This window comes from Streptomyces sp. NPDC042638 (assembly GCF_040647235.1).
In the GTDB taxonomy this organism is placed as follows: domain Bacteria; phylum Actinomycetota; class Actinomycetes; order Streptomycetales; family Streptomycetaceae; genus Streptomyces; species Streptomyces rameus.
In genome coordinates this window covers 139,151-154,090 of record NZ_JBEZBT010000009.1, presented here as the reverse complement: position 1 = coordinate 154,090, position 14,940 = coordinate 139,151, and the positions used below count along the sequence as shown (strand labels likewise).

Below are 14,940 nucleotides of genomic sequence, written 5' to 3'. Positions count from 1 at the left end.
GGGGAGCGGACCGGAGTCAGGACGGCTGGACCTGGTCGAAGAGGGCCAGGGCTTCCGCGGGGTCCGGGCTCACGAGACGTTCCAGACCGGCCGTCGTCATCTTCGCCCACCTGCCGGCCCGCGCCCACATCTGTTCCTCGAAGACGCGGACGGCCTCGTCCGGATCCCCGGGGCCGGTGGCGATGGACTCGGCGAGTTCGGCGCCTTCCAGCATGGCGAGGTTCGCGCCCGCCCCCAGCGGAGGCATCAGATGGGCGGCGTCGCCCAGTAGCGTCACCCCGGGGACGTGGGTCCAGGTGTGGGACACGGGCAGGACGTAGAGGGGGCGGTGGACGAAAGCGGTGCCGTGGCGGAGGAGGTCGAGGACGGGAGCGGCCCAGCCGTCGAACAGAGCCAGCAGACTCGACCGCACGGCCTCGGCGTCGCCCGGGTCCAGGTCCGTGTACCGGTCCAGCGGCGCGCGGAACTGGGCGTACACCTTGACGTGGCCGCCGCTGTTGCGCTGGGCGACGAGAGCCCGGTTCACGCCGTACACGGCCACGGAACCGTCGCCGATCAGCCGGGCGAGGTCGGGGTGGCGGGTGTCGACGTCGTCGAGGGAGGTCTCGACATAGGTGACGCCGGTGTAGTGCGGCGTCACCGGCGAGACCGCCGGGCGGGTCCGGGACCAGGCGCCGTCCGCGCCGACCACGAGGTCGAACGTCTCCTGTCGCCCGTCCGCGAAATGGACCAGTACGCCATCCCGGGTCCCCGGCACCACCCGCGTCACGCTCCGGCCCCACTGGACGTCGAGAGGGCCGAGCAGCAGGTCCCGGAGCTGCCCGCGGTCGATCTCGGGGTTGGCCCGGTCATCCGGACGGGGCCGCCAGTCGCGCAGAACGGTCCCGTCCGGGTCCAGGATGCGCATGGCCTGCCCCTCGGGGCGGGACAGCGCCTGGAACTCCGCCAGCAGCCCCGCCTTCTCGAGCGCACGCTGGCCCAGCCCTTCGTGCAGGTCCAGGGTGCCGCCCGGGGGACGGGCGTCGGGGGCGGGATCGCGTTCGAGGACGGCGACGGGGTGGCCGTGGCGGTGCAGGACACGGGCGAAGGCGAGGCCGGCGGGGCCGCTCCCGACCACGGCTATACGATGTCTCATGCCGATACACTGTATTTCTCCATGACGACGCCTCGCAACGGAACGGTGTGATCATGACCGTGTGGGACCGGCCGGAGCCGCCGCCTCGCCCCGTGCCGCTCGACCGGGAGCGGATCGTCGCCGCCGCCGTCGCGCTGGCCGACGAGGGCGGCCTGGAGGCGGTGTCGTTGCGCAAGGTCGCCGCCCGGCTGAACGCCGGCCCGATGCGGCTGTACGGATACATCTCCACCAAACAGGAGCTGTTCGACCTCATGGTGGACGAGGTGCACGCCGAGATCCTCCCCGAGGAGCAGCCCGGTGACTGGCGGGAGGCGCTGCGCGTCCTCGCCCACCGCACCAGGCAGGCCGCCCTCCGTCACGCGTGGCTGGCCGACCTGCTCGGCGGTCGCCCGACCCTGGGCCCGAACGGCCTCGCCGTGACCGAGGCCAAGCTCGCCGCCCTCGACGGCCTCGCCGACATCGACACCGTCATGCGCGCCGTGGAGACGGTCAGCGCCTACTGCACCGGCGCGATCAGGCGCGAGATCGCGAACCTGCGGGCCGAGCGCGCCACGGGCCTGTCCAAACGCGAATGGCAGCGCGCCTCCGGCCCGCATGTGATGAGAGTGCTGGCCACGGGCCGCTTCCCGGCGCTGGCCAAGGCCGTGCACGACGGTACGGACGTGGACGCCGAGGCATCCTTCGCGACCGGCCTGGACTGGGTCCTCGACGCCGTGGCCGCCAGACTCACCCGGCCGCCCGCGTGACGCTCGGCTCCCGCACGGCGCCTCGCACATCGCACGCCCCGCACATCACAGTGCTCATCGGCTCCTCCTCCCGAGATACGCCGGGAGCCCACCGCGCACTCGCCGATCCCGACGCCCCCATCGGCGGCGGGAGTTCTTGCCCGGGGCGGGAGTCCGCTGGTTGACTCGGCTGACCCCGAGCCCGGGAGGGACCCGATGACCACCGACACCGACGTCCTGGTGCTGGGCGGCGCGGGCGTGGACACGATCGTCCACGTCCCCGAACTGCCGCTCCCCTACGCGGACAGCTACATGATCCGCCCCGGGATCACGGCCCGCGCCGGACAGAGCGGCGACTTCGTCGCCCTCGGCCTCACCGCCCTGGGGCTGCGCACCCACCACCTCGACATGGTCGGCGCCGACCCCGAGGGCGAGCTGGTCCGTGCCTTCCACCGCGACCACGGCATCCCCCTCACCGCGGTCCCGCAGCCCGCGGGGACCAAACGCGCCGTCAACCTGGTCGGCCCCGACGGGCGGCGGCTGTCCCTCTACGACGCCACCCGCTCCCACGAGTCGGACCGGCTGCCCGAGGCCACGGTCCGTCGGCTCGCCGCGACCAGCCGCCACGCCCACGTCGTCATCACCCAGCCCTGCGCGCAGGCGCTCCCCCTGCTCCGCGAGGCCGGTCTCACCCTCTCCACCGACCTGCACGACTGGGACGGCGCCGACCCCTACCACGAGCCGTTCGCCCTGGCGGCCGATCTCGTCTTCCTGTCCACCAGCGCCCTGACCGACCCGGAACGCACCATGCGTGACATCGCCGCCCGCGGCCGGGCCCGGACCGTCGTGGCCACCGCCGGTGCGGAGGGGGCCTACCTGCTGGCGGACGGCGAGCTGACCCACGTACCGGCGGTCACGCCCCCCGCCCCGGTGGTGGACTCCAACGGCGCGGGCGACGCGTTCGCCGCCGGGTTCCTGCTCGGCCTGCTGAACGGGGAGGACCCGCGGCGCTGCGCCCGGTACGGCGCGATCGCCGGAGCCCACGCCTGCACCGTCCCGTCGACGCGCACCGACGCCATCACCCGGGCCGAACTCCTCGCCCGCGCGGCGGAGTTCCAGCCCACGGCCGCCTCGCGGGCCACGCGCTCGTGGTGAGTGACACCGGCCCTCCGCGGCGTGTCAGCGGACCACCTGGTGGCGGACTACCAGGTGAGGGCTCCCCGTGAGGGCGACCGTGTCGGTGCCTGGTCACCGACGCGCCCTAGCTCCGCCTGCCGGCCGAGGACGGGGTGGACCTGGCGGAGCCGAACTGTGGAATCAGTGCTCCTGGCGCCGTGTTGTCCGCCGACATGAGCGAAGCAGTAGTAGCGCGCGCCTACGGCGGTCCCGAAGTGCTGTCGGTGATCGATGTCGCGGTACCGGAGCCCGGGCCGGGACAGGTGCGCATCGAAGTCCGTGCCGCCGGCGTCAACCCTGTCGATCACAAGCTGTACAGCGGTGCCTTCGGGACCGATCCGGCGAAACTGCCGATGCGGCTCGGCACCGAGGCCGCCGGTGTGGTGAGCGCCGTCGGCGCCGGTGCGACCGGACCCGCCGGTCCGATCGAGGTCGGCGACGAGGTCATCGTGTACCGGGCGCCCGGCGCGTACGCCGCCGAACTCCTCGTCCCGGCCTCGGCGGTGGTGCCCAAGCCGGCCGGTCTCTCCTGGGAGCAGGCCGGCGGGCTGATGGTCGCCGGCGCCACCGCCGTGCACGTTCTCGAAGCGATCGGCTTGCGGGGGAACGAGTCGGTGCTGATCCACGGTGCCGCCGGGGGCGTCGGCCTGATGGCCGTGCAACTGGCCGTCGAGCGCGGCGCCACGGTGCTGGGAACGGCGAGCCCGGCCAAGCACGACCTGCTGCGCGACCTCGGGGTGATTCCGATCGCGTACGGGCCGGGTCTGGCCGACCGGGTGCGGGCGGCAGCGCCCGGGGGCGTCCACGCGGCTGCGGACCTGGTGGGCACCGACGAGGCGGTGGACGTCTCGGTGGAGCTGGTGGCGGACGTGTCCCGCATCGCGACGATCGCGGCGTTCGAGCGGGGCGCCCGAGCCGGCATCAAGCGCCTGGGCGGTGGGCCCGGTGCGGACCCCGGCACGGATGTCCGGGCCGCCGCCCGCCTGCGCCTCACCGAAGCCGCGGAGGCCGGGCGACTGCGCGTCCTGGTCGCGGCCGGCCACCCGCTCGGCGAAGCCGCCGCAGCCCACCGGCAGATCATGACCGGCCACACGACAGGGAAGATCGTCCTCATCCCGTGAGACCCCGCCGAGGCACTCCGTGACCGTGGAGGCACCATCGCGGCTCCGCCCCTCTCCTCGCGTTCGGCGCGGGCCGTTCAGTGCAGGATGCTGACGGCTCGGGCGATCACCAGGAGCGAGGTCAGCAGGGCGGAGACGCCTTGGACGCTCATCAGGATTTTGGCCCTCGTGGACAACGGCATGGTGTCGGTCGGGCTGAAGGCCGTGGAGTTGGTGACGGACACGTACAGGTAGTCCACCAGGGTGGGCACCCAGTCCGAGGAACGGCTGGCACCGTCGGCGACTTCTTCGACGGCGTCGTGGTTCTCGTCCTGCGGGAAGCGGAAATCGGCCAGGGGCAGGTCGCTCCGGGGAGCCTGGGTCCGGGTGACGGGGCCGCCCCGGTCGAGTTCCCAGTACGCCAGGCCGAAGACGATGATGTTGGTGAGCCACACCTGGAGGGCGGCCACGAGCAGTGAGCGGCCGTCCTTCACCCCCGCGTAGACGAGTTCATGGATCAGAATTCCCAGCGCGACCAGATTGCTCACCGCGATGACGGCCACGAGTGTCAGGGACAGGACACGGAAGGTCCTCGTCTGGCGGGTCAGCCTTCTCGGGTTGATCGCGATGAGCGGTACGAGCAGCAGACACTCCAGCGCGGGCAGCACATAGCGCGGGGCGATCAGAAGCCGCTCTGGCAGGGCGAGGTAGAGGACGACCGCGGCGAGGGTCGCGATCACCGCGGGCAGCCGTGCTTCCCCTCTGCGCTCGTGCCGGGGGTGGCGTGTGCGGGCATCGGCTCGCTGGTGGGTCACTTTCCCTCTTCCTCCGCGTGCCGCTGCCGGTTTCCCGGCACACGGCTCTCCCGTCGTCGCCCCGCAACGGCACGGTGGGTTCGTCCCCCCTTCACGGGGTCATCGAGCACGATGCGGGCGGGACACCTTTTCCCCGTCTGCACGAATTCCAAGCCGCGGCCGGAGCGCCACGTCGGTCCGCTGTTGTTCAGACGCGGGTCCCGTGTCCGGGGAGGGGTGGCCCCGGCAGCCGGGACCACCCCTCCTCACCCCTTCAGGTCAGGCGCAGTCACGCACCTTGATCGAGTAGATTCCACGGCCGTGGGTGGCCGCGTACAGGGTGGTGCCGTCCGGGCTCAGCCTGATCTGCAGTACGGCGACGGCCGGGAGGGTGCCGACGCGCTGCCAGGTGGTGCGGCCGGGCGCGCGGTAGACGACGCCGAGGTCGGTGCCGACCGCGAGGCCGCCGTTCGGGGTGACGACCGCGGAGTCGGCGGGCACGTCGGGGAGGTTCTTCGAGATGTCCTTCCAGGTGGTGCCGCCGTCGGTGGACTCGAAGACGTGGCCGGCGCCGGCGCCGGGGCCCTCGGTCCACTGCCGGGAGAAGCCGTTGACCGTCAGATAGACGTGGTCGGCGTTCCCGGGGTCGATGGCGAAGCCGCTGAGGTAGCGGTTGGGCACGGTGCCGCCGACGGGCAGCGTGATGTCGTGCCAGCCGGTGCCGTCCGCGTTGCCGACGGCGATGCCGCGGGTGAAGCCCTGGTTGTTGCACGGGCCGCACCAGGCGGCGTACACCTTGCCGCCCGAGGCGGCGACCGCCGTCGCCGTGTGACCGGCGCCGAGGTCGTACACGCTCTTCCACTCCGAGCCGCTGCGGATCGCGTAGCCCTTGGTCTGCACCCAGATGTGCCGGCCGCCGGCGATCCAGGTAGAGCTGTTCTTCGCGTCGGCCGCGAGCGGGGCGATGAAGCGGGCCTCGCTGGTGGCGTTGTCGGGCGGGGCGACGTTGTACGAGGTGGCCTTGCTCGGGTCGGTGGTCCAGGAGCCGTCGTTCACGGCGCAGTTCTGGGTGACCTGGATGGAGAGGTAGACGTACTCCTCGGCGATGTCGCAGCCGTTGGCGGGGTCGGTGAGGGTGTCGCCGCCGTCGCCGCCGAAGTCAGAGCCCATCACCTTGTCGTTGCTGCGCAGGATGGACTGGCCGTTGTCCTGCAGGCCGCCGGTGACGGAGACACCGCCGTGGTCGAGGTCCTTGCCGACGCCGACGGAGTAGTACTGGAGGGTGTCGATGGTGCCGTCGTTGAGGGACGTCCAGTCGGTGGCGTGGCCGGAGGCGTCCTGGGTGCCGTCGACGGGACGTCTGTAGGCACCGCCGTCGTTGCCGACGTACACGTACGCCCTGCCGTGGTAGCGGCCGATGGCGACTCCGTGCTGGTCGGAGTGCGTGGTCGGGTTGCAGTCGCCGGTCTGCTTGGCCGGGTCGATGCTCCAGCAGGGGAAGGTGAAGTTCCAGTACGGGCCGACGGTGTTCCAGGTGGTGCCGCCGTCCTTGGACTCGTAGACCTCCTCCAGGCCCGCGTACAGGTGCTTGGGGTCGGCCGGGTCGACCGTCAGGAACTGGTTGTACCAGGCCTGCACGCCCGGCATGTAGCCGGCCGTGGTCAGTGCCGAGCCGTCGGCCGCCAGCTGCTTGTAGTCCGCGACCTTCGTCCAGGGCCCGAACGGGGAGGCGGCGCTGTAGATGCCGCCGAGGCCGCTGTCCGGGTTGGACGCCATCTGCTCGGGCGACTGGTCGATGGCGTAGTAGCGCGAGCCGTCGTCGGAGCGGGCGAAGGTGACGGTGCCGACGTTGTCCGCGTCGGTCGGCAGGTCGCCGAAGCCGCTGCTGATCCGCTGCCAGCTGCCGCCGACCTTGGTGTAGAAGCCGTTGTAGTCGTCACCGCTGCGCCAGCCCACGGCGAGGACTGCCTTCGAGGGGTCCTCGGGGTCGATGGCGATGTCGTTGGTGATGTTCTTGTAGGCGGCGCTGTCGTCGTGGGCCTTGGAACCGCCGGGCAGGTAGTCGGGGTTCGGCGCGAACTCCAGCTTCCAGGCACCGGTGAGCCTCTTCGTGGAGTGGCTCCACACGCCCTCGCTGGTCGCCGCCCAGACCTTGCCCCCGCCGAAACGCAGCTGGCGCACGGTGGTGCTCTCCAGCTCGTCGCCGCCGACCCGGCTGCGCGGGGAGAAGGAGCCGTGGTGCGGGTGGGACAGGACGTAGACGCCGCTGCCGAGGTAGGCGTCCGAGTTGGTGTTCGCCTCGCCGGTGCCCAGCCACAGCCGCCCGGCCCCGTCGACCGCCAGCGCGCCGGTGGACTGCGAGGGGAGCCGGTCGCTGACGGGCTGCCAGTGTCCGCCGCCGGAGCGCGAACGCCACACGCCACCGCCCGCGCTGCCCGCGTACACGTACCCGTCGTCATCGGCCGCCATCGCGGCCATCCGGCCCGTGACGTTCCCGCTGCCGCCACTGGAGTTGGAGTCGATGTCGCGGTAGCGCGAGTCGTCCGAGTTGTACGGACGATCCGTGACATGCCGCCAGCTGCCCGCCGTACGCGGCAGGTTCCGCAGGCCGTGCCAGGCGGCGCCGTACGCGCCGGGGGCGACGATGCCGGGGGAGGTGCGGGCCTCGGCGTACTGGTCCGCGCCCTCGGCGATCTCGTCGGCCTCGTTGCCGTCGTCCCCGTCCTCACCCTTCACGTGGGGGCTCATGGCACCCACCGAATGCACCCGCTGCTCGGCGAGTCGGTCGAGTGCGCGGACCCCGAAGGGGCTGCCGCCGTGGCGGCCGGACGCGGCGCTCGCAGGTATCGCGAGAAGTCCGGCGGTTGCGGTGATGGCACAGATCGTGAGCCATCGTCTCTTGCGGGTTGGTGCTGGCACCAGGTCCTCCCAAACGGGCGTGGATACAGCCGTCGCAGGAGACCCGATCACGAGCGGACGGACACGTCCGAAACTTGGTCGACTCTTTGTCCGGAACCTGCCACGGGGACAGACCGGCTCGCAGCGCGTACGGGTGAAATCAGCTCAGTTCAGGATCGGCGGGGATCACCGATCCGGTGCTGCGGGAGGCGTACCCGTCCACCGATCCGCTGGGCCAGGCGTCCGCCCACAGTCGCAGCACGTTCCACGGCGATGGCAGGCTTGTCCACCGACATCCATGAGGAAGGCCGGCCGGAACGCAGATGAACAGCAATGCCCTCACCGCCATGGAGCGTGCCGCCGGTCATCAGCAGCGCTTCGTCGCGTCCTTCGAGAAGTACTTCGCCGAACTGGCCGGCGAACTCGACGGCTTGAGGCTGGGCCGCTTCCCTCCCCGGTGCCTGGAGGCGCTGGCGGAGTTGTCGCTGCGCGGCGGGAAGCGGATCCGGGTCGCCCTGCTCTACGAGGCGGCAGGCCTCGTCACGGAGGGGGAGGTACCGGGGCTGCTGGAGGCCGCGCTGAGTTGTGAGCTGCTCCACAGCCACGCGCTCATCCTCGACGACATCATCGACGACTCGCCCTCGCGCCGCGGTGGCCTCTCCACGTACTACGCGTGCCGCGAAGACGTGCCCGAGAACCCGCAGGCCGCGCTGGGACTGGCCATGATGGCCGGTGATCTCGCCGGTTTCCTGGCCCTGCGGGTCCTGCTCCACGCAGACCTCCCCGCCGATCGCAAGCAGGCCATGCTCGACGTCCAGCTCGGCGTGACGACCGACACCGTCATCGGCCAGATCCTCGACCTCGAACGCGACGTCACCCCCTCGGCCGATGAGGGGCTGCTGGAGTCCGTGTGCGAGTACAAGACCACCCGGTACACCATCCTCGCCCCCCTGCGCCTGGGCCTGCTGGCCGCGGGCGAGGACGTGGCCGAGCACGAGGAGAGCCTGCGCCGGTACGCCTCGCTGGCCGGCATCAGCGGCCAGATGCGAGACGACTACCTGGACCTCTTCGGCGACCCGGACGTCACCGGCAAGCCCGTCGGCGCCGACCTGCGGGCCGGCCGCCTCACCTACCTGGTCCGCGAGCTGCTTGCCGCCACTGACGCGGACGAGCACCACACCGTCGAGGCCGCTCTCGGAGATCCCGACTGCACACCCCAGACCGTCGACCGCATCCGCGACATCGCCTACCGCCACGAAGTACACCACCGCCTGCAATCGGCCATCGACCGGTACGCCGAAGCCGCCTCCGCCGAAGCCGCGTCCTGGCGCCGGCACTGGCGTGCGGAAGCCGTCGCCTTCTTCGAGCAGCTGCCGACGTGGAACACCCGGAGGACCCGGTAGTCCATGCGTCCCCCGGGTGCGGTGTTCTCGGTGGGCACGGCGATGCTGTCGTCGGTCCACACCGGCGAGCACCGCACCCGCGCCTTCGCCCCGCTGGGCTCGGTGGCGGGCCTGTCCCTCGCCTGCGGCCCGATCCTGCGCGGCCTGCTCACCGAGACGGGCGGCCGGCGGCTCGTCCACGGCTTCCAGCTGTGCTGCCTGGCCGTCGCCTGCGCCGGGATGCCCCTGATCCGCCGGGCCACCGCGCACGAGCGGCGGCGCACCGTCCGTATCGACCGGGCGGGCGGGCTGCTGCTCTGCGGGGCGACGACGCCGCTGCTCGGCGGCATGGTGCTCGGCGGCATGGTGCTCGGCCCGCAGACCGGCTGGACATCGCACCGCCGTCGACCACGCCTGGCACCGGACCGAGCCGAAGAGGCGCCGCCCCCGTGCCGGGCCTGCCTCGACACGCCGGGTGCGATGCTGGCGCGTTATCGGTAGCGGCTGCCGCCCCGCCGTTATAGCGTTTGATTCAGCAGTCGTGGTTCCGAAGTTCCGTTCGCCCGTGATCGCCATCACGGGCGTTCTTGCTGTTCAGCGTCTCTCCGGACCAGGGCGATCACCTCCCGGGCGCGCAGGGTGCGCGCCTGGTTTCCCTCGAAGGAGACAGTCATGGCCAAGGGCACTGTGAAGTGGTTCAACAGCGAGAAGGGCTTCGGCTTCATCGAGCAGGAGGGCGGCGGCCCCGACGTCTTCGCCCACTACTCCAACATCGCCAGCCAGGGTTACCGCGAGCTGCAGGAAGGCCAGAAGGTCGAGTTCGACGTCACCCAGGGCCAGAAGGGCCCGCAGGCGGAGAACATCCGCCCCGCCTGACACGTGCGGCGTAAGGCCCGGCATCCCGGCATCGGGAGGCCGGGCCTTTCCGCTGGCTAAGTAGTGCCAAGTTCACCGTCGTCCGCCTCACCAGCGACCAGATCCTCGAAAACGCGACCGGCGTCGACGCCCCACCCGCCACGCCCGCTCCGGCCCCTTGCCCCGTACGCACGCCTACGGAGCAGGGGGAGGTGAGTGTGCTTCCAGTGATTCCGGATGCCACCGAGGCTCCGGCTCCTTGGCTCGTGCCCGTCCGGCACGGGCCGTGCCCCTGCACAGGGCTGCCCGCCCCCGCCGCCGGCGCAGTCCGCGCCCGTGCGTGTGAGGCCGCGGCTTTCGTGGCACTCGCCGGGTGCGGGCCGCCCGAGCTGACGCGGCGGCCCGACCAGTCCGGGGCGGAACCCGTGGGGAGGACGGTGCCGAGGTGACCGAGAACGGCGCTCCTGCGGCATGTCCGGTCCCATGAAACGCGGCAAGCGGTACGCCGTCGCCGCCTCCGGACAGTGGATCGACGAGGAGGACGGCCGACACAGGCTGCCCGCCGGCGAGGTCCACGCCTGGGAGCCAGGCCGGAACGAGACCGTCTGCGGGCTGTCGCTGAGCCGCTCGCAACTCGTGCGCTTCCCGCACGTCAGCTGGCCGGACACCTTTCCGGAGTCCGGCGGTGCGGCCGACCGTGTGCAACGGGTGTGCCGACGCTGCGCCTCCGTGGCCGGGCATCGCGGAGGGGACGCGCGCCCTCGATGGCATCGGGTTCACCCCCGGCCCTGAGCCCCCCGTCAGCCGCTGGGTCACTCGTTTGACGCTCTGCGCTCGTTCGACGCTCTGCGCTCGTTCGAGACGCTCTGCGCCCCCGACGGCTCGCCCGACGGGCCGGAGAACGCGGCCTGACCGCACATCCACGGCTTCGGACGGCCGTGCTCAGCGGACCGTGGGCCGTTCGCCGTGGGCTGCTATGCGCGCGTGCCGCCCGCGAGGGCAGTGGACGAGCCGCTCGTCCAGTCCAAGGCGGCGCGCCTCGGTCAGGAAGTCCCCGAGCGGGGAGCTGAAAACCGTGTAGTCGTCGTAGTGCACCGGCATGATGCGCCGGTAGTCGAGGCGGCGGGCCAGTTCCGCTCCCTGCGCACCGTCCATCGTCACCATGAAGCCGCCTGGCAGCCGAGTGCCGCCCAGGTGGAGTACGGCCAGGTCGGCGCCGGGAAAGCGCCGCGCGATCTCCCGGAGGCCGTCGTAGAGCAGAGTGTCGCCGGAGAGGTAGAGCCGCAGGTGGACCGGCCCGCGGACGGGCCCGAACTCCAGCATGCTGCCCATGACGGGGGGCAGCAGGCGCCGCAGCACGGGATGGAGCGCGTGCCGCCCCGGCAGGGACGTCACCCGGACCCGTTGCCCGCCCCGCCGGAGGGCGCAGCTCTCCCACGTGCGCAGACCGCCCGCCCTCCGGAACCCCTGCCAGGTGCGCAGGCGGCGGGCCGCGTGCGGTGTCGTGACGATCGGTACCGAGCGGTCGAGGTGCTGACGGGCCCGGCGGTCCCAGTGGTCGCCGTGCAGGTGGGACAGGACGACGCCGTCCAGGGGCGGAAGCTCCTGCGCCGCCAGGGCCGGCTCGGTGATCCGGCGGCTCATCAACCCGTACCCGAGGTGCGCGGGCTCGCCGCGGTGCAGGAAGTTGGGGTCCGTCAACAAGGTCGGCTCGCCGTACCGGAGCAGGACCGTCGCGTTGCCGATGAAGTGGAGGTCGAGCGCGTCGTCGAAGGAAGCCATGGCGGGTCCTCGTCCGACGGGCCGGTGCCCGTCTGTGGTCTGTGCGGTGCCGTGCCCTCGGCTCCGGAGTACCCCGGTCCGGACATGTGAAGTCGGCGCGGGTGTCCGGCAGGCACGGCTACCGGGCCGCGACCGCGTCGGCAGCACGTGAGGGGGGCCGGTGCCGGGCAGGTCGGACGTCCGGCACCGGAGACCGTTCTCAGGCCGTGGCCGGCAGCACGTGGTCGCCGACCTTGTCCGTGCTCAGGCACAGGGAGCAGACGACCGCGTCGTGGGTGGCGCAGGCGGCCAGGTCGGGGCGCTCGTACGGCTGGTGGCAGACATGGCAGTCGAGGGTGACGGCGCTGGGATTGCCGTCCGCGTCGAGCAGGGGCTCGTCGACGCCGTCATCGGTGCGACGCAGGTAGTAGCGGCCCTTGGTGGCGACGGCCGTCAGCGGGGTGAGGGCGAAGGCGATGACGGCCGCGGCGACCGGGGAGTACGGCTGGAGGGTGTCGCCGAGGGCGTGGAAGTACATGGCGATGGACAGGCCGGAGGCGGCGACGAACGCGACCACGCCGACCGGGTTGACCGCGTGGAGCATGCCCCGGCGGAACTCCGGCTGGAGCGGGGAGACTTTGAGCAGGTACTTGTTGATGCCGATGTCGGTGGCCACGGTGACGACCCAGGCGATGGCGCAGTTCGAGTAGAAGCCCAGGATGCTGTTGAGGAAACTGAACATGTCGGCTTCCATCAGGGCGAGCGCGAAGCCGAGGTTGACCAGGACGAAGACCATACGGCCGGGATAGTGCCTGGTGACGCGGGTGAAGGAGTTCGTCCAGGCAAGGGAGCCCGAGTACGCGTTGGTGACGTTGATCTTGATCTGGCTGATGACGACGAGGGCGACGGCGAGCGGGATCACCATCCAGGACGGCATCATCGCGTGGAAGGCACCGCGGAACTGCTGGATCGGCTCGGTCGCGGCGGCCGGTCCGACCTTGGCGAGGATGTAGACGGCGAGGAAGACACCGATGGCCTGCTTCAGCGCGCCGAGCACCACCCAGCCCGGGCCGGCCATGACCACAGCCGTCCACCAAGCCCGCTTGTTCGCCTCGGTCTTGGGCGGCATGAACCGCAGGTAGTCGATCTGCTCACCGATCTGCGCGATCAGGGACAGGCACACGCCGGCGCCGAGGAGCACGGAGGCGGTGTCGACGCCGCCGTCGCCGTCTCTGCCGGCGTAGGCGAGGAAGCGGCCGACCGTGTCCGGGTCGTTGGAGATCAGGTAGACCAACGGGGCCACCATCAGCAGCAGCCAGACGGGCGTCGTCCACACCTGGAGCCTGCTGAGCGCCTTCATGCCGTAGATGACCAGGGGAATCACCATGAAGGTGGAGACCAGGTAGCCCAGCCACAACGGCAGTCCGAGCCCGAGTTTGAGGCCCTGGGCCATGATCGAGCCTTCGAGGGCGAAGAAGATGAAGGTGAAGCTGGCGAAGATGACGCTGGTGAGGACCGAGCCGTAGTAGCCGAAGCCGGAGCCGCGGGTGATCAAGTCGAGGTCGATGTTGTAGCGGGCGCCGTAGTAGGCGAGCGGAAAGCCGGTGACGAAGATGACGACCGCGGCGACGGCGATCGCGAGGAGTGCGTTGCCCGTGCCGTGGGACAGGCCGATGCCGGCGCCGATGGAGAAGTCGGCCATGTAGGCGATGCCGCCGAGGGCCGTGGTCGCCACGACCATCGGTGTCCAGCGGCGGTAACTGCGAGGCGCGAAACGGAGCGTGTAGTCCTCCAGCGTCTCCCTGACCGCCTGGTCGTCGGCAGCCTTCGTCGTGTCCGCCGCCGTGGGCAGGGACTCTGACTCGGTGGTGCTCATGACGAGCCTCCCGATGGTGCGGGTGCTTTCGGTGAGGGAAGCGCCCCGCTTGGCGTCATCGGCAGGACGGGACGGGGAACCGGCGGTCCGGCACGAGTCGTACGTACGGTCCTGCAGAAGTCGTGCGTACGGCCCGCATAGGACTGCGATCCCACGGCCGGTCACGCTAGGAAGCGGTTGTTTCCGTCGGCTCCCCCTCCCGTGAACGCGGTGTTTCCCCCGCCGCCACCACGACCCGGCCCCCCACCGACGTGCCTTCGGCGGCCGAGCCGTGATCACCCTGGAAGACGGCTCGGTGACCGAGGACGAACTCGTGCACAGCCTTCGACTGGGCCGTCTTCGACTTCCCCCTGCCGCCCGGCACCTGACGCACCGAAGGCAGGCACCCCATGTCCACCACCGCACCCGCGATCCACCGTGGCCTCGCCGCCACCACAACCCCCGCGCTCGTGAGCTGAGGTTCGCGGCTCCGCCACTGCGTCGCCTGGTGCCGCGGTTGCCGAACCCGGTGGTGCGTGCTGCGATGGAAGTAGTCCAGGGGGCTCTGCGAACACGGCACGGACAGGGGTCGCGACGGCTCCCGTGCCCGGCGACGATGTCGGCGGTACACGCCATCGGCGGAATTCCGCGATCCTGAGCAGCATCAGAGGTGGACGATGTCTCCCATCGATGACAAATGGCAGACGATCCAGTGGATCGGCCCTCCGGTGGACGCCGGCGGCGGCATCGACGAGGGGCCCAACCCTGACGGGCGGGGTCGCTCACGCGATTTCCAGAACGGAACGATCGAGTGGTCGCCGCAGACCGGCGCGCACGAGGTGCACGGTGCGATCCGGGTGCACTACGCGCAGTTCGGCGGGCCCGAGAGCTTCCTCGGTTACCCGGTCACGGATGAGACCGGCACGCCGGACGGCATCGGGCGCTTCAATCACTTCGAGAACGGGTCGATCTACTGGGCCCCGGACACCGGCGCACACGAGGTGCACGGGGCCATCCGTGACTACTGGGCACAGCACGGGTGGGAGCGCAGCAAGTTCGGCTATCCGATCACGGACGAGGGCGGATCGCCTGAACGCCGGTCCAGCAGGTTCCAGGGAGGGATCCTCGACTGGACGCCGTCCGGTGGTGTGCGTGAGGCGTTCGATCTCTGAGCCGGCGTCTCCTGCCGCATGCGCGACTCGACCAGCTCAGGACCGACATCAACAGCGGTCACGACATGCTTCGTACGGCCGATCCGT

General features: G+C 71.2%; 13 protein-coding genes. 8 read left to right on the top strand and 5 right to left on the bottom strand.

All coding sequences use genetic code 11. From position 1 onward, the window contains the following. Positions 1 to 16 precede the first annotated feature (16 nt). Complete coding sequence (locus AB0B40_RS10995) at positions 17 to 1,135, bottom strand: NAD(P)/FAD-dependent oxidoreductase (protein ID WP_362263737.1); 1,119 nt, start codon at positions 1,133 to 1,135, stop codon at positions 17 to 19. A gap of 53 nt (positions 1,136 to 1,188) precedes the next feature. Here AB0B40_RS10995 and AB0B40_RS10990 point away from each other — a divergent pair, with 53 nt between their 5' ends. From AB0B40_RS10990 to AB0B40_RS10980, 3 genes are all read left to right on the top strand, one after another. Next, the gene (locus tag AB0B40_RS10990; RefSeq protein WP_362263736.1) at positions 1,189 to 1,881 is read left to right on the top strand and encodes a TetR/AcrR family transcriptional regulator C-terminal domain-containing protein; all 693 of its coding nucleotides are present in this window, start codon (positions 1,189 to 1,191) and stop codon (positions 1,879 to 1,881) included. A 195-nt stretch (positions 1,882 to 2,076) separates the two neighbouring features. Next, positions 2,077 to 3,015, top strand: coding sequence for an adenosine kinase (locus AB0B40_RS10985; protein ID WP_345047907.1), 939 nt, complete (start codon positions 2,077 to 2,079; stop codon positions 3,013 to 3,015). A gap of 194 nt (positions 3,016 to 3,209) precedes the next feature. Beyond that, positions 3,210 to 4,157, top strand: a complete 948-nt coding sequence (locus tag AB0B40_RS10980) for an NADP-dependent oxidoreductase (protein ID WP_362263735.1) — start codon at positions 3,210 to 3,212, stop codon at positions 4,155 to 4,157. A 77-nt stretch (positions 4,158 to 4,234) separates the two neighbouring features. Here the strand turns inward: AB0B40_RS10980 and AB0B40_RS10975 are convergent, their stop codons facing one another. Together AB0B40_RS10975 and AB0B40_RS10970 are read right to left on the bottom strand one after the other, a co-directional pair. Further along, positions 4,235 to 4,951, bottom strand: coding sequence for a hypothetical protein (locus tag AB0B40_RS10975; protein ID WP_345047904.1), 717 nt, complete (start codon positions 4,949 to 4,951; stop codon positions 4,235 to 4,237). A gap of 258 nt (positions 4,952 to 5,209) precedes the next feature. After that, the gene (locus tag AB0B40_RS10970) at positions 5,210 to 7,849 is read right to left on the bottom strand and encodes a glycosyl hydrolase (RefSeq protein WP_362263734.1); all 2,640 of its coding nucleotides are present in this window, start codon (positions 7,847 to 7,849) and stop codon (positions 5,210 to 5,212) included. A 302-nt stretch (positions 7,850 to 8,151) separates the two neighbouring features. Here AB0B40_RS10970 and AB0B40_RS10965 point away from each other — a divergent pair, with 302 nt between their 5' ends. From AB0B40_RS10965 to AB0B40_RS10950, 4 genes are all read left to right on the top strand, one after another. Further along, positions 8,152 to 9,231 carry a polyprenyl synthetase family protein gene (locus tag AB0B40_RS10965; protein ID WP_362263733.1) on the top strand — a complete coding sequence of 360 codons (1,080 nt, stop codon included), beginning with the start codon at positions 8,152 to 8,154 and terminating at the stop codon, positions 9,229 to 9,231. Between the two features lie 3 nt (positions 9,232 to 9,234). After that, positions 9,235 to 9,711, top strand: a complete 477-nt coding sequence (locus tag AB0B40_RS10960) for a hypothetical protein (protein WP_362263732.1) — start codon at positions 9,235 to 9,237, stop codon at positions 9,709 to 9,711. A gap of 171 nt (positions 9,712 to 9,882) precedes the next feature. Beyond that, positions 9,883 to 10,086, top strand: coding sequence for a cold-shock protein (locus tag AB0B40_RS10955; RefSeq protein ID WP_014670069.1), 204 nt, complete (start codon positions 9,883 to 9,885; stop codon positions 10,084 to 10,086). A 462-nt stretch (positions 10,087 to 10,548) separates the two neighbouring features. After that, positions 10,549 to 10,857: a hypothetical protein gene (locus AB0B40_RS10950; RefSeq protein ID WP_362263731.1), complete on the top strand. Its 309-nt coding sequence runs from the start codon at positions 10,549 to 10,551 to the stop codon at positions 10,855 to 10,857. Between the two features lie 150 nt (positions 10,858 to 11,007). On the opposite strand, the gene AB0B40_RS10945 is transcribed toward AB0B40_RS10950, so the two are convergent. Together AB0B40_RS10945 and AB0B40_RS10940 are read right to left on the bottom strand one after the other, a co-directional pair. After that, positions 11,008 to 11,847: an MBL fold metallo-hydrolase gene (locus AB0B40_RS10945; protein ID WP_362263730.1), complete on the bottom strand. Its 840-nt coding sequence runs from the start codon at positions 11,845 to 11,847 to the stop codon at positions 11,008 to 11,010. A 199-nt stretch (positions 11,848 to 12,046) separates the two neighbouring features. Then, positions 12,047 to 13,702, bottom strand: a complete 1,656-nt coding sequence (locus tag AB0B40_RS10940) for an allantoin permease (RefSeq protein WP_362263729.1) — start codon at positions 13,700 to 13,702, stop codon at positions 12,047 to 12,049. A gap of 656 nt (positions 13,703 to 14,358) precedes the next feature. On the opposite strand from AB0B40_RS10940, the gene AB0B40_RS10935 reads away from it, so the two are divergent. Next, complete coding sequence (locus AB0B40_RS10935; RefSeq protein WP_345047895.1) at positions 14,359 to 14,853, top strand: hypothetical protein; 495 nt, start codon at positions 14,359 to 14,361, stop codon at positions 14,851 to 14,853. Positions 14,854 to 14,940: the final 87 nt, after the last annotated feature.

What these genes read in the sequence shown, in the direction of transcription:
- AB0B40_RS10950 (WP_362263731.1), top strand. Translation starts at nt 10,549, where the DNA reads ATGAAACGCGGCAAGCGGTACGCCGTCGCCGCCTCCGGACAGTGGATC.
- AB0B40_RS10985 (WP_345047907.1), top strand. Translation starts at nt 2,077, where the DNA reads ATGACCACCGACACCGACGTCCTGGTGCTGGGCGGCGCGGGCGTGGAC.
- AB0B40_RS10995 (WP_362263737.1), bottom strand. Translation starts at nt 1,135, where the DNA reads ATGAGACATCGTATAGCCGTGGTCGGGAGCGGCCCCGCCGGCCTCGCC.
- AB0B40_RS10955 (WP_014670069.1), top strand. Translation starts at nt 9,883, where the DNA reads ATGGCCAAGGGCACTGTGAAGTGGTTCAACAGCGAGAAGGGCTTCGGC.
- AB0B40_RS10935 (WP_345047895.1), top strand. Translation starts at nt 14,359, where the DNA reads ATGTCTCCCATCGATGACAAATGGCAGACGATCCAGTGGATCGGCCCT.
- AB0B40_RS10990 (WP_362263736.1), top strand. Translation starts at nt 1,189, where the DNA reads ATGACCGTGTGGGACCGGCCGGAGCCGCCGCCTCGCCCCGTGCCGCTC.
- AB0B40_RS10980 (WP_362263735.1), top strand. Translation starts at nt 3,210, where the DNA reads ATGAGCGAAGCAGTAGTAGCGCGCGCCTACGGCGGTCCCGAAGTGCTG.
- AB0B40_RS10960 (WP_362263732.1), top strand. Translation starts at nt 9,235, where the DNA reads ATGCGTCCCCCGGGTGCGGTGTTCTCGGTGGGCACGGCGATGCTGTCG.
- AB0B40_RS10940 (WP_362263729.1), bottom strand. Translation starts at nt 13,702, where the DNA reads ATGAGCACCACCGAGTCAGAGTCCCTGCCCACGGCGGCGGACACGACG.
- AB0B40_RS10965 (WP_362263733.1), top strand. Translation starts at nt 8,152, where the DNA reads ATGAACAGCAATGCCCTCACCGCCATGGAGCGTGCCGCCGGTCATCAG.
- AB0B40_RS10945 (WP_362263730.1), bottom strand. Translation starts at nt 11,847, where the DNA reads ATGGCTTCCTTCGACGACGCGCTCGACCTCCACTTCATCGGCAACGCG.